Raw genomic sequence first — 13,775 nt, 5'->3', positions numbered from 1 at the left:
TTATTGTGTGACGGTCTCAGAGGCTGAGACGCATCGACAGATCCACTGCCTTCACATCCTTGGTCATCGCACCGATCGAGATGTAATCCACCCCGGTCTCGGCGATCGGCAGCAGCGTGCTTTCGTTGATGCCGCCGCTGGCTTCCAGTTTGGCCTTGCCGCCGTTCAGACGCACGGCTTCGCGCATGTCGTCCAGGCTCAGTTCATCAAGCATGATGATGTCGGCGCCGGCTGCCAGCGCCTCCTTCAGCTCCTCCAGGCTCTCCACTTCGATTTCCACCGGTTTGCCCGGGGCGATCTTGTGCGCGGCGGCGACGGCCTGCGCGATGCCACCGCTGGCGGCGATGTGGTTTTCCTTGATCAGGAACGCGTCGTAGAGGCCGATGCGGTGGTTGTGGCAGCCGCCGCAGGTCACCGCATATTTCTGCGCCAGACGCAGTCCCGGCAGGGTCTTGCGGGTATCCAGCAGTTTGACCTGGGTCTGGGCCACGAAGTCCGCCAGATACTGCGCACGCGTTGCCACGCCGGACAGCAGTTGCAGGAAGTTCAGCGCGCTGCGTTCGCCAGTCAGCAACGAACGGGCCGGGCCTTCCAGATGAAACAGCGGCTGATTGGGTTTGACCCGTTCGCCGTCCCGCACCTGCCAATGCACCGCGACCCGCGGATCGAGCTGGCGAAACACCGTGTCGACCCATGCCGTGCCGCAGATAACTGCCTCGTCGCGGGTGATGATGGTGGCTTTGGCCAGACGTTCGGCCGGGATCAGTTGTGCGGTGATGTCGCCGCTGCCGACATCTTCGAGCAACGCACGGCGCACGTTGGCTTCGATTTCGGCGGTCAAATCGGCGAGACGTAAATTCGGCATAACGGGCTCCACAAACTAAGTGCGCCGATTATAGGGGCATGGCAGGAGCCAACCCAAGGCGAGAACGCGCGTGCCAGACTGCAACTGGTCGATTTTCTGTGAGCAAAGCGCCGTTTTTTGTGGTCACTGGAAGGGGTCGTGGACATAGGGGAAACCCTGACGGCTATAGCATCGGGGACAAGTTTTGCAAGATAATCCGCCTTGGGTTTGACGTCATAGCTTTGACGCCGATGTGGGAGCGGGCTTGCTCGCGAAAGCGGTTTGTCAGTGACAGTTTTGGCGAACGACACACCGCTTTCGCGAGCAAGCTCGCTCCCACAGGGAATTGCGCGGTAAATGCCCAGTGGAATCACCGTTTCAGGAGGCTTGGATGCACAACGACGGGAATGTAGTGCCTTTGCACAAGGCCGCTACCGATCAGGCGAATCACTCGCCGCTCGCCCGCCTGCCTGTGATTCTGCTTCAGGTTCGCGACAAGGCTGCCCAGCAACTGCGCCACGGTTTGCAGGAGTTGTTCGATAACGCCGACGACACCCTGTTCGAAATGGCTGACCGGGCGCGCAATGACGTCGAACAGAACATCTTTTTCGAAGCCATGCGCGACCTGCGCCTCAAGCGCAAAAACATCGAACGGGGTTTTCTCGAGCAATTCTTCGAGGCCTTTGTCGCGCTGATTCAATACGAAGTCGTGCAACCCACATTGCCCGGCACGCTGATATTCGAGGATTCGGCACCGCGTACCGATGACATGGAGCGCAGCGTGGCGGTCGAAACCATGGTCGGCCGGGTGCTCAAGCGTGACGGCTTTGCCCTCGATCAACTGACCGCGCGGCTCAACGTGTTGCTGGGCAAGGATTTCGATAACCAACACAACCCGCTCGGCCCGGCGATGCTCTGCGAGTTTTTTCTGCAGGCCGGACGTAACCTGGGCGTGGAGATCAAGGTCAAGCTGATCCTGCTCAAACTGTTCGAACGCTACGTGCTGGCCGATACCGAGCAGTTGTATGCCGAAGCCAATCAATTGCTGGTCGCCACCGGCGTGTTGCCTGAGTTGAAACCGGCCCCCGCACGCCGCGCAATCGAGCGTGCGGCAGCAAGCATCAGCAGCGAAGAAAGTGACGAACCGGCGCCCGCCGACGAAGGCGTGCAGGAAGTCTTCGCCGCGTTGCAGGAACTGCTGTTGCACGTGCGCGGCAGCGTCGCGCCGACCCTGGAACCGAGTGCGGCGGCGCAACCGATCAGCACCCGCGATCTGCTGCGCCTGCTCTCGCACTTGCAGCAATACGTCCCGGCACTGGCGGCGCAGGACGATTTCGATCTGCGCAATCAGCTTGAGCAGCTGCTGACGAGGGTCAGCGTGAGGAGCGGCAAATCGCGCATTGTCGACGGCGCGGATGAAGACGTGATCAACCTGATCGCCATGGTCTTCGATTGCATCCTCGAAGACCGTAATCTGCCGGATTCGCTCAAGGCTTTGATCGCCCGTTTGCAGATTCCGATGCTCAAGGTGGCAGTACTCGACAAGAGCTTCTTTAGCCGCAGCAGCCACCCGGCGCGGCGCCTGCTCAATGAAATCGCCGATGCCGCCATGGGCTGGGGCGATTGCAATGGTGAAGCGCGTGACAGCCTGTATCTGCGCATCGAACAAGTGGTGCAGCGCCTGTTGAGTGATTTCGTCGACGACCCGGCGATTTTCTCCGAGCTGCTCGCCGATTTCCTGGCCTTCACCAGCGATGAGCGGCGGCGCAGCGAATTGCTCGAGCAGCGTCTGCGCGATGCCGAAGAGGGGCGGGCGAAAACCGAACTGGCCCGCCAGCGCGTCGAGCAAGCGTTGAATCAGGCGCTGTTGGGCAAAGTCCTGCCGCCGTCGGTAGTGACCTTTGTACGTGATGCGTGGAGCAAAGTCCTGCTGCTGACCTGCCTCAAGCATGGCGATCAGTCCGCCGAATGGCAGGCCGATGTGCAGACCATGGAACAACTGATCTGGAGCGTGCAGCAGCATGACGAAGCGGACGCCGGCCTGCGTTTGCTGGCACTGGTGCCGGGCCTGCTCAAGTCACTGCGTGACGGCCTGAGCAGTGCAGCGTTCGATCCGTTTGCCACCAGCGAGTTTTTCAGTGAGCTGGAAGCGTTGCATGTGCGGGCACTCGACCCTGCTGCCGGGCAGGAACCGGCCGACCCAGCGACGCTGGTCGAGGTGTCGCAGCACATTACCCTGCGATCCGCCGACGAGAACTCAGGCAGCCTGAATCCGACTGGCCTTGCCCATGACGACGTCGGGTTGCGACAGGTGGAGCAATTGCGCCTGGGCAGTTGGGTCGCATTCCAGGAGGACGACGAGCACGTTCTGCGCTGCAAGCTGGCGGCCATCATTGAAACCACCGGCAAGTACGTTTTTGTCGACCGCACCGGGATGAAAGTGCTGGAGCGCAGCCGCGTCGATCTGGCCCTGGAGTTCCGCCGTGGCGCGGTGCGGGCACTGGATGACACCTTGCTGTTCGACCGGGCGCTGGAGTCGGTGCTGGGCAACCTGCGGCGACTCAATCGCGGCAAGTGATCGCGCGCCGGGGGTCGATCACGGCATACTGGGCGCCAACACAGTCGGCGTTGAAGGAATCGGTATGCAGTTGGATCCCGCTAGCGGGTGGTGTCACGGGGTGCAGGTCTGCCCATCGCCCAACTTCAATGAACGCCCTGCGGGCGAAATTTCCCTGTTGGTGATCCACAACATCAGCCTGCCGCCGGCGCAGTTCGCCACCGGCAAGGTGCAGGAATTTTTCCAGAATCGTCTGGATGTCACCGAGCATCCCTATTTTGCAGGGATTGCCGACCTGCGCGTCTCGGCGCATTTTTTGATCGAACGTGACGGCAGCGTCACCCAGTTTGTCTCCTGTCTTGAGCGGGCGTGGCATGCTGGTGTGTCGATGTTCGAAGGCCGGGAAACCTGTAACGATTTTTCCGTGGGCATCGAGCTCGAAGGCACCGATGATCTGCCCTTTACCGATGCGCAATATCAGGCGCTGATCACGCTGACGCGTCAGCTGCAAACAGCATTTCCGGCCATCACCGGCGCCCGTATCTGCGGGCACAGCGACATCGCACCCGGGCGCAAGACCGATCCTGGCCCGGCATTCGACTGGGCGCGTTACCGCGCAGCCCTGGCACAAGAGGAAGGACAATGAGTTTTCTGGTGTTACTGCTGGCGGTCTGGATCGAGAAATTCTCGGCCCTGCGCCATCGGGTTCAACGCGATGGCGGATGGATCCGCGAACTGCACAAACTCGAAACCAGCGAGCGCCTGGCCCAGCGACCATGGCTGGTGCTGACGATTCTGGTGTTGCTGCCGGTGGCACTGCTCGGCTTGTTGCTGGTGGTACTGGAACCCGTCGCGTACGGCTTGCTGGCCTTGCCGGTGCACTTGCTGGTGGTGATTTACGCCTTGGGGCGCGGTGATCTGCTCGGTGGCCTCGGGCCGTTTCGTGACGCCTGGCGCCGTGAAGACCTGCAAGCGGCCGCGCATGTGGCCAAGCGTGATCTGGATATCTGCGCCGACAGTGGTGAGCAATTGCTGGATCGGGTCCAAGGACACCTGTTGTGGCAGGCCTATCAGAGCTTCTTCGCGGTGATCTTCTGGTACTTCGTGCTCGGTCCGGTCGCGGCGCTGGCTTATCGTTTGCTCGCATTGGCCGAAGAAAACAGCCAGAACCCGGCGCTCGCCGAACGCGCCGGCCAGTTACGTCACGCCTTTGACTGGTTACCGGTGCGCCTGCTGGCTGCCAGCCTTGCGCTGGTCGGCAACTTCGTTGCGGTCAGCCGGGTGATGTTGCATGAGCTGCTGAACTGGAACATCAGCGCCGCGCAGCTGATCAACAAGGTCGGGCTGGCAGCGGGTGAGATCCCGCCGCCAGTGGTCGGGCCTGAAGGCATCAACACCCTCGATTGCCTGTGGGAACTGCTGCTGCGCGCGGCGGTGTTGTGGTATGCCGGGTTTGCCTTGTGGACAGTGCTGATCCATTGAACCCTCGGTAAAATTCATTGTGGCGAGGGAGCTTGCTCCCGCTGGGTGGCGAAGCCGCCCTCGCTGTTCATCATAAACGACGCGTCCAAGCGATTTGCGTCTGCTGCGCAGCCGAGCGGGAGCAAGCTCCCTCGCCACAGGGTGAGCGATCTGCCCCAGATAGTCGTTAACCTTAAGTTACAAAACCTCCCCCCGATTTGAGCTATACAGAGACAGCGCCCGATAGTGGCTATCTGCTGTCGCCCCGCGCCTGCCAATAAAAACAAGAAAAGCCAAGGGAGACCTCCAGTGAAGAGCTTGCTCTATCCCGCCGTCTCGCTGATGAACCGTCTGAGCTTCGGCATGAAGTTCAGCCTGATCAGCGTGCTGTTCCTGGTACCGATGCTGGTGACCAATTTCTATCTGGTGCGCGATTCCTATCGCGAATTCCAGGGCACCCGGGTCGAATTGCAGAGCCTCGACCTGCTGGGCAGCAGCCTGACCCTGCGCCGGGATCTGGAAACCCTGAACAATCGGGTGCAGATCAACGTGGTCCTCGGGCAGTCCGGCAAGGCCGACAACCTCGAAGCGCAGATCAGCACCCTGGAACAAGCCGTATTGGCCCGTCTGCAAGGTCTGCAGGCTATGACCGACGATCCCGAGCAGATCAAGTTGTTCGACGGCAAACGCGACGAAATGATAAGCGCGTTCAAGGCCCAGCAAGCGGAAAGCTCCCTGCAAAGCAAAAGCGGGATGATCGGCAAACTGCTCGGCAACGCGCAGATTTTCAGTCAGATTATCGCCAGTCAGGCCGGCCTGAGCCGCGACAACCAGAGCGACATCCGCCAGCTCAGCGAACTGCTCACCAACATCACCCCTGCGGTGACCCAGACCCTCGGCGAGGGCCGGGCCATTGGTGCTTATTCACTGGGCCAAGGTTTTTTGAACAGCTCGTCGAGTACCCGGTTTGACGAGTTGCTGGCGCAGATCGAAAAACTCCAGGCCGAATACGCGCTGAAACTGACCGACGCCCTCGACTCCAGCCAGGCCGCGCGCGCCGGCCTCAGTGCCCAGGCCGACAGCAGCAAAACCTCGCTCAAACAGGCCAGCGAACTGTTCGAAGAGAAAGTCGTGGTGGCCGAGACTCTCGATACGCCGTGGCAAGCGTTCTACGACCAGGTCACCGGGCTGATGGACAAGACTTACCAGCTCAACGACGCGACGCTGAAATTCCTCGATACCCAATTGCAACAGCGCCTGGCGCAAAACCGCACGCACATGGTGTTGCAGGCTGTGGCGCTGTCGGTGGTGTTCGTGCTGATTTTCTATCTCTACGGTGGTTTCTACGCCTCGACCCGCACCACGCTCAAGCGTCTGGGCGCGATGATGGACAAGGTCGCAGCCGGTGACATGACGGTCAATTTCAAGGCCAACAGCCGCGATGAGCTGGGCGAGTTGGGCGAAGTGTTCAACGGCACCGTGAGGAAAATCCACGACCTGATCGAACGAGTCGGGCAGACCGTGGCTGAGGTCGAGCGCCAGGCAGGGCAGGTGGAAACTGTCTCGGCGCAAAGCAATCAGGCAGTGGCCGGGCAGCGTACGCAGATCGAGCAAGTGGCGACCGCGATGAACCAGATGTCGGCGACCTCGCTGGAAGTTGCACGCAGCGCGGCGGCAGCGGTGAGCAGCGCGCACAGCGTCAACGATGAAACCGTCAGCGGCCGCACGCTGGTGGAGTCGCAGCAGGGCAGCATTGCCGCGCTGGCCAGCGAGATCGATCAATCGGTGCTGGTGATCAACCAGTTGGCCAGCGACAGCCAGTCGATCAGCCGCGTGCTGGAAGTGATCAAAAGCATTGCCGAGCAGACCAACCTGCTGGCGCTCAATGCCGCCATCGAAGCGGCCCGGGCCGGTGAGCAGGGCCGGGGATTTGCGGTGGTGGCGGACGAAGTGCGAACGTTGGCCAAGCGCACCCAGCAATCGACCGAAGAAATCGAGCAGATGATCGCCAAGCTGCATGGCGGCGTCGGCGCGGCGGTGAAAGCCATGGGCGTCAGCCATCAGATGGCCAACGGCACGGTCGGGCAGTCGGAAAAGGTCCAGCAGGCGCTGGAAAACATCCTCGGCGCGGTCGGCATGATCGTCGATCAGAACCAGCAGATCGCCGCCGCCGTGGAGCAGCAGACCGCCGTGGCCCATGACATCGACCAGAACATCGTCGAGATCAACCGCGCTGGCGAGCGCACGGCCCAAGGGGCGCACCAGACGGAGGACGCCAGCCGGGCACTGTCAGCGCAGGTGGTGGAACTCAAGCAACTGATCAGCGCGTTCCGCGTCTGAAGCCGGCCGCGCCACCCCTTTTCAGAAACCTGTGGCGAGGGGATTTATCCCCGATGGGACGCGAAGCGTCCCCAATACCCAGTCAGTGATGAGGGACTGCTGCGCAGCCCATCGGGGATAAATCCCCTCACCACAGGCTTCGATCCTGCAGAGGGGCGTGGAAATATCAGAACATTTTGTAATGCATTGATACTTACGCTTGTAAGCCAATTCCTGTTTTCTTCCGGCGGCTGGCTTTTCGTCATTAATGAGCCAGTATCCGAGTTCCGCTGATTGCGTCGAGGAGGCCGCTCATGTCCGTTGCAACCCTGGGAATCCAGGGCCGTTGTGCTCATTGCCAGACCCTACAGGTACTCAAACCCTGGCAACTCAACGCCATCGCAATCAACGAACCGTTCACCTGCGCACACTGCCAGAAAGCGCTGGAGTTGCGCTGCCCCAGACAGATCAAACGCTTAAAATCCCTCGATTCACTGGGATTGTTGCGCTTCAGCGCATCGGTCACCGTGTGCACTGCGCTGCTGGTGGCGTTGGTCATGGAATGGATCGGCCTGCTCAGCGTGACTGAACAGTTGAATGCGTCGTTGATCGTGATTTTTATCTACTTCGCACTGGCACGCTTTGTCCGTCAACGTCAGCACATGACTCTGATCCTCGAGGCGGCCAAGGCCCACGGCGACTGATTACCAACCGAACACTTCGCAGCTGTTGGCGGTGCTGGCGGCGGCCAGTCGTTCTGCACTGATATTCATCAACTCGGCGAGCGCCGCACAGATCGCCGGCAAGTGCGCCGGGGTATTGCGTACTCCGGGAAACATCGCCGGCGCCATGTCCGGGGAGTCGGTTTCCAGCACGATCGACTCCAGTGGCAACTCCGCCAGCACCCGATGCATGCGCAACGCCTGCGGCCAGGTCGGCGCGCCGCCCAGACCTAATTTGAAACCGAGCTTGATGTATTCGCGGGCCTCTTCGCGGCTGCCAGCGAAGGCGTGGATGATGCCGGCGCGTTTGAGCTTGAAGCGCTTGAGTGTGGCGATCACCGCCGCGTGGCTGCGGCGCACGTGGATCAGCGCCGGCAGTTCGAAATCTGCCGCCAGTTGCAGTTGGGCCTCGAACAGCGCCTGCTGGCGTTCGCGGTCGAGGGTTTCGATGAAGTAATCCAGACCGATCTCGCCCACCGCACACAGTTGCCGATGGCCGCGCAGCCGCGTCAGCCAGTCGCCGAGTGCGCGCAGGTCTTCGGGTTGATGCTGATCGAGGTACACCGGGTGCAGACCAAATACTGCGTACAGATCCGCATCGCTCTGCACCAGATCCCACACCCGCTGCCAATTACCTTCATACACTCCCAGCACCACCATCCGCCGCACCCCGAGGGCGCGGCTTTCGGCGAGCAACGCTGAGCGATCGGCGTCGAAGTCGGGGAAGTCGAGGTGGGTGTGGCTGTCGATCAGCTCCACGGCTCAGTCCCGGTGAATACGCTGCTTGAAGGTCCGCGCGATGGCCTGCACGCCAGGCTTGTATTCGGATTGCTCAACCGCAGCCAGCGCCAGCTCCAGGGCCTTGTCGGCGATCAACTGGTGCTGCTGGGCCATGGCGTTGACCGGCAGCGGCAGAAAGTCCAGCAACTGCGTGTCACCAAAGGTGCCCAGGCGCAGCGGACGGGATTTGAGCGGGAAGTCATGCAGCGCATCGAACACGCCCTGCAACAGCACGTAGGACGTGGTCACCAGCGCATCCGGCAAATGCCCCAGGCGTTGCAGGAGTTCTTCCATCAGTTGCTTGCCGCATTCACGGCTGAAGGACTCGGCGTGCTCGATCAGCACTTCGCCTTTGAAGTCGGCCAGCGCTTGTTTGAAGCCGGCAGCACGTTCCTGACTGATGCTCAGCTCCGGACGCGCGCCGAGCAGCACGATCTGTTTCGGCTGTGGATTGAGCAGGCTCTGGGTCAGGTGCTGGCTGGCCTCGCGGTCGTCACTGATCACCGAGCAGAAGTGCTCGGGTTCCATGACCCGGTCGATGGCGATGATCGGCAAGCCCTTGGCCTGCAACTGGCGATAGCTGTCGTCAGCGGCCGGCAGGCAACTGGCGACGATCAGCGCGTCGCAGCGGCGCGCCTTGAACAGTTGCAGCAACTGGCGTTCGCTGTCCGGCGCATCGTCGGAGCTGGCGATCAGTAACTGATAGCCACGCGCTCGCGCACCTTGCTCCAGCAGTTTGGCGATTCGCGCGTAACTGGGGTTTTCCAGATCCGGCAGAATAAAGCCCAACGTGCGTGTGTGCCGACTGCGCAACCCGGCCGCCTGCGGGTTGGGCGTGAAGCCGTGCTGTTCGACGACCGCACGCACCCGCTCCACCGTGGCGTTGCTGATGCGTTGCTGTTCGGCCTTGCCGTTGATGACGTAGCTGGCGGTGGTCACGGACACTCCGGCCAACCGCGCGATATCACTGAGTTTCAACCCGGGATTTCCTTGTTTTTTCGAGCTTGCCGCGACATTTTCGCCAATCCTACCCGATTCGGGCAGACGACTATTGTCGCAGCGCATCCGACAAGTTGGACTTCAAGAATGAGACATTATCGAGTAACGTGCCGATCAATCTAGATTAAACGTTTCAGCAAGCGTATTTTCTACGTTTTAGACGCCTTTGGCCGGTTCTGCCGTGAAACCGCCAAAACTGCCGCTGAAAAGCAGGCTGCCCAGCGCCTAAGCTGTGACCATTCAAAACAATATCCTGGCGCATCCATGTGCCAAAAAGGAGATCGCATGCTCGAGCTCACTATAGAGCAGATATCCATGGGCCAATCGGCTGTGGATAAACCCGCCGCCCTGCAATTGCTCGCCAATCATCTGGTGGCCGACGGTCTGGTCGCCGATGGCTACCTCGCCGGTTTGCAGGCCCGGGAAGCCCAGGGCTCGACCTTTCTCGGCCAGGGTATCGCCATCCCCCACGGCACCCCGGAAACCCGCGATCAGGTGTTCGCCACTGGCGTGCGGCTGATGCAGTTTCCTGAGGGCGTGGATTGGGGCGACGGCCAGATCGTTTATCTGGCGATCGGCATCGCCGCCAAATCCGACGAACACCTGCGTCTGCTGCAACTGCTGACCCGCGCTCTCGGCGAGACCGATCTGGGTCAGGCCCTGCGCCGCGCCAGCTCACCGCAAGCGCTGCTGAAACTGCTGCAAGGCGCGCCGCAGGAACTGGCGCTGGATGCGCAGATGATCGGCCTCGGCGTGTCGGCTGATGATTTTGAAGAGCTGGTCTGGCGTGGTGCGCGTCTGTTGCGGCAGGCCGATTGTGTGAGCAACGGTTTTGCCGGGGTGTTGCAGCAAGTCGAAGCGCTGCCGCTGGGCGATGGCCTTTGGTGGCTGCACAGCGAGCAGACCGTGAAACGCCCGGGCCTGGCGTTCGTCACCCCGGACAAACCGATGCGTTACCTCGGCCAGCCACTGAGTGGTCTGTTTTGTCTGGCCAGTTTGGGTGAGGCGCATCAGGCGCTGCTTGAGCGTCTGTGTGCGTTGCTCATCGAAGGGCGCGGCCATGAACTGGGCCGCGCCACCAGCAGCCGCAAAGTCCTCGAAGTGCTCGGCGGCGAACTGCCCGCCGACTGGCCGAGCGCGCGTATTGCCCTGGCCAACGCCCACGGTCTGCACGCACGTCCGGCGAAGATCCTTGCGCAACTGGCGAAGAGTTTTGACGGCGAAATCCGCGTGCGCATCGTCGACAGCGCGGACAGCGCCGTGTCGGTGAAAAGCCTGAGCAAACTGCTGAGCCTCGGCGCGCGTCGTGGTCAGGTGCTGGAGTTGATCGCCGAACCGAGCATCGCTGCCGATGCTTTACCGGCGCTGCTGGCGGCCATCGAAGAAGGCCTCGGCGAAGAAGTCGAACCGCTGCCGGCCGTGAGTCAGCAACGCGAAGTCATCACCGATATTGCAGAGGTGCTGATCGCGCCGGCGTCCGGCGCGCAGTTGCAGGCGATCCCTGCCGCGCCGGGTATTGCCATCGGCCCGGCGCACATTCAGGTGCAGCAGGCTATCGATTACCCGTTGCGCGGTGAGTCCGCCGCCATCGAGCGCGAACGTCTCAAGCAAGCGCTGAGCGATGTGCGCAGTGACATTCAGGGCCTGATCGAACGCAGCAAGGCCAAGGCCATCCGCGAGATCTTTATCACCCACCAGGAAATGCTCGACGACCCGGAACTCACCGACGAAGTCGACACCCGCCTCAAGCAAGGCGAAAGCGCCGAAGCGGCGTGGATGGCGGTGATCGAAGCGGCAGCCAGACAACAGGAATCGTTGCAGGACGCGTTGCTCGCTGAGCGGGCGGCGGACCTGCGTGACATCGGTCGCCGGGTGCTGGCGCAACTCTGCGGCGTGCAAACGCCGAACGAGCCGGAGCAGCCGTACATTCTGGTGATGGACGAGGTCGGCCCGTCGGACGTGGCGCGGCTCGATCCGGCGCGGGTAGCGGGGATTCTCACCGCTCGTGGCGGCGCCACCGCGCACAGTGCAATCGTCGCCCGTGCTCTCGGAATTCCGGCGCTGGTCGGTGCGGGTGCAGCGGTGTTGCTGCTGGAACCGGGCACGCCGTTGCTGCTCGACGGCCAGCGCGGTCGCCTGCACGTCGACGCCGATGCCGCGACCCTGCAACGCGCCGCCGAAGAACGTGACACCCGCGAGCAGCGCCTCAAGGCCGCCGCCGAACAGCGTCATCAACCGGCACACACCACCGACGGCCACGCCGTGGAAGTGTTCGCCAACATCGGTGAAAGCGCCGGTGTCGCCAGCGCAGTGGAGCAGGGCGCCGAAGGCATTGGTCTGCTGCGCACCGAACTGATTTTCATGGCCCACCCGCAGGCGCCGGACGAAGCCACTCAGGAAGCTGAATACCGCCGCGTCCTCGATGGCCTCGCCGGACGGCCGCTGGTAGTGCGCACCCTTGATGTCGGCGGCGACAAACCGCTGCCGTATTGGCCGATCGCCAAGGAAGAAAACCCGTTCCTCGGCGTGCGCGGCATTCGCCTGACCTTGCAGCGTCCGCAGATCATGGAAGCGCAGTTGCGCGCCTTGCTGCGTTCGGCGGACAACCGTCCGCTGCGCATCATGTTCCCGATGGTCGGCAGCGTTGAAGAGTGGCGGCAGGCCCGCGACATGACCGAGCGCCTGCGCGTGGAAATCCCGGTCGCTGATCTGCAACTGGGGATCATGATCGAAGTACCGTCCGCTGCTTTGCTGGCGCCGGTGCTGGCGAAAGAAGTCGATTTCTTTAGCGTCGGCACTAACGATCTGACCCAATACACCTTGGCCATCGACCGTGGTCACCCGACGCTTTCGGCCCAGGCTGACGGCCTGCACCCGGCGGTGCTGCAACTGATCGACATCACCGTGCGCGCCGCGCATGCCCATGGCAAATGGGTCGGTGTGTGCGGCGAGCTGGCGGCCGATCCGCTGGCGGTGCCGGTGCTGGTCGGCCTTGGCGTCGATGAGCTGAGCGTGTCCGGGCGCAGCATCGCCGAGGTCAAGGCGCGTATCCGCGAACTCAGCCTGACCCAGGCGCAAACCCTTGCTCAACAAGCCCTCACCGTGGGCAGCGCGAACGAAGTGCGTGCATTAGTGGAGGCCCTGTAATGGCCAAGATTCTTACCCTGACCCTCAACCCGGCGCTGGACCTAACAGTCGAGCTGCCACGCCTGGAGGCCGGTCAGGTCAACCGCAGCGACGAGATGCACACCCACGCCGCTGGCAAGGGCGTGAACGTCGCCCAGGTACTCGCAGACCTCGGGCATCAACTGACGGTCAGCGGCTTTCTCGGCGAAGACAATCTGCAAGCCTTCGAAACCTTGTTCGCCAAGCGCGGCTTTGTCGATGCGTTCATTCGCGTGCCGGGGGAGACGCGCAGCAACATCAAGGTCGCCGAGCGCGACGGGCGCATCACCGACATCAACGGCCCGGGGCCGGTGGTCGACGCGACGGCGCAGCAGGCGTTGCTTGAGCGTCTGCTGCAGATCGCTCCGGGGCATGACGCGGTGGTGGTCGCCGGCAGTCTGCCGCGTGGCGTCAGCGCGCAGTGGTTGCGTGAGTTGATCGAACGCCTGAACGGTCTCGGCCTGAAAGTCGCCCTCGACAGCAGTGGCGAAGCTTTGCGCGCGGCCATTGAAGGGCGTCCGTGGCTGATCAAGCCGAATACTGAAGAACTCGCCGATGCGCTCGATTGCGATGTGGTTTCGCACGCCGCCGAAGCCCAGGCTGCGGCGTGCCTGCACGCTAAGGGTATCGAGCACGTAGTGATCTCCCACGGTGCCGACGGTGTGAACTGGTTCAGCGTCGGCTCGGCGCTGCATGCCACGCCGCCGAAGGTGACGGTCGCCAGTACGGTAGGGGCCGGTGATTCGCTGCTGGCCGGCATGCTCCACGGCCTGCTCAGTGCCGATACGCCTGAGCAGACCCTGCGCACGGCCACGGCGATTGCTGCGATGGCGGTGACGCAGATCGGTTTCGGCATCAACGATGCGGCGCAACTGGCGCAGCACGAACAGGGCGTACGCGTGCGTCCCCTGACAGAACAATAAGAGGG

9 protein-coding genes and 2 pseudogenes are annotated in these 13,775 nt (G+C 62.2%); 8 read left to right on the top strand and 3 right to left on the bottom strand.

Features of this window, described 5'->3' with window-relative positions; all coding sequences use genetic code 11:
* Positions 1-16 precede the first annotated feature (16 nt).
* Entirely contained in the window at positions 17-865 is an 849-nt protein-coding gene (gene nadC / locus PMI25_RS21285; protein ID WP_024164484.1) for a carboxylating nicotinate-nucleotide diphosphorylase, read from the bottom strand.
* Positions 866-1,235: 370 nt separating this feature from the next.
* Here nadC and PMI25_RS21280 point away from each other — a divergent pair, with 370 nt between their 5' ends.
* From PMI25_RS21280 to PMI25_RS21260, 6 genes and pseudogenes are all read left to right on the top strand, one after another.
* Positions 1,236-3,422, top strand: a complete 2,187-nt coding sequence (locus tag PMI25_RS21280) for a DUF1631 domain-containing protein (protein ID WP_007965698.1) — start codon at positions 1,236-1,238, stop codon at positions 3,420-3,422.
* A 64-nt stretch (positions 3,423-3,486) separates the two neighbouring features.
* Positions 3,487-4,047 (top strand): 1,6-anhydro-N-acetylmuramyl-L-alanine amidase AmpD, encoded by a 561-nt coding sequence (gene ampD / locus PMI25_RS21275; protein ID WP_003221563.1) that lies wholly within the window; start codon positions 3,487-3,489, stop codon positions 4,045-4,047.
* Positions 4,044-4,883: a regulatory signaling modulator protein AmpE gene (gene ampE, locus PMI25_RS21270; RefSeq protein WP_007965695.1), complete on the top strand. Its 840-nt coding sequence runs from the start codon at positions 4,044-4,046 to the stop codon at positions 4,881-4,883. The genes ampD and ampE overlap by 4 nt, the downstream gene beginning before the upstream one ends.
* Positions 4,884-5,204: 321 nt before the next feature.
* Positions 5,205-6,296: pseudogene (locus PMI25_RS30005) on the top strand (methyl-accepting chemotaxis protein); the annotation flags it as partial.
* A 333-nt stretch (positions 6,297-6,629) separates the two neighbouring features.
* Positions 6,630-7,202 (top strand): annotated as a pseudogene (locus tag PMI25_RS30000) (methyl-accepting chemotaxis protein); the annotation flags it as partial.
* 293 nt (positions 7,203-7,495) lie between these two features.
* On the top strand, positions 7,496-7,885 hold the full coding sequence (locus PMI25_RS21260) for a hypothetical protein (protein ID WP_007965692.1): 390 nt from the start codon (positions 7,496-7,498) through the stop codon (positions 7,883-7,885).
* Here the strand turns inward: PMI25_RS21260 and PMI25_RS21255 are convergent, their stop codons facing one another.
* Complete coding sequence (locus PMI25_RS21255; RefSeq protein ID WP_007965690.1) at positions 7,886-8,662, bottom strand: TatD family hydrolase; 777 nt, start codon at positions 8,660-8,662, stop codon at positions 7,886-7,888.
* 3 nt (positions 8,663-8,665) lie between these two features.
* Positions 8,666-9,661: a catabolite repressor/activator gene (gene cra, locus PMI25_RS21250; protein ID WP_007965689.1), complete on the bottom strand. Its 996-nt coding sequence runs from the start codon at positions 9,659-9,661 to the stop codon at positions 8,666-8,668.
* Between the two features lie 306 nt (positions 9,662-9,967).
* On the opposite strand from cra, the gene ptsP reads away from it, so the two are divergent.
* Both ptsP and pfkB read left to right on the top strand, forming a co-directional pair.
* Positions 9,968-12,829: a phosphoenolpyruvate--protein phosphotransferase gene (gene ptsP / locus PMI25_RS21245; protein WP_007965686.1), complete on the top strand. Its 2,862-nt coding sequence runs from the start codon at positions 9,968-9,970 to the stop codon at positions 12,827-12,829.
* Positions 12,829-13,770 carry a 1-phosphofructokinase gene (gene pfkB / locus PMI25_RS21240; RefSeq protein WP_007965685.1) on the top strand — a complete coding sequence of 314 codons (942 nt, stop codon included), beginning with the start codon at positions 12,829-12,831 and terminating at the stop codon, positions 13,768-13,770. Before ptsP ends, pfkB begins: the two co-directional genes overlap by 1 nt.
* Positions 13,771-13,775 lie beyond the last annotated feature (5 nt).

This window comes from Pseudomonas sp. GM30 (assembly GCF_000282275.2).
GTDB lineage: Bacteria > Pseudomonadota > Gammaproteobacteria > Pseudomonadales > Pseudomonadaceae > Aquipseudomonas.
Note: the sequence above shows the minus strand (reverse complement) of the source record. Positions and strands in the feature narration are given on the sequence as shown.

Coding starts and splice junctions, on each gene's coding strand:
- PMI25_RS21280 (WP_007965698.1), top strand. CDS start 1,236: ATGCACAACGACGGGAATGTAGTGCCTTTGCACAAGGCCGCTACCGAT.
- ampE (WP_007965695.1), top strand. CDS start 4,044: ATGAGTTTTCTGGTGTTACTGCTGGCGGTCTGGATCGAGAAATTCTCG.
- PMI25_RS21260 (WP_007965692.1), top strand. CDS start 7,496: ATGTCCGTTGCAACCCTGGGAATCCAGGGCCGTTGTGCTCATTGCCAG.
- ptsP (WP_007965686.1), top strand. CDS start 9,968: ATGCTCGAGCTCACTATAGAGCAGATATCCATGGGCCAATCGGCTGTG.
- pfkB (WP_007965685.1), top strand. CDS start 12,829: ATGGCCAAGATTCTTACCCTGACCCTCAACCCGGCGCTGGACCTAACA.
- nadC (WP_024164484.1), bottom strand. CDS start 865: ATGCCGAATTTACGTCTCGCCGATTTGACCGCCGAAATCGAAGCCAAC.
- ampD (WP_003221563.1), top strand. CDS start 3,487: ATGCAGTTGGATCCCGCTAGCGGGTGGTGTCACGGGGTGCAGGTCTGC.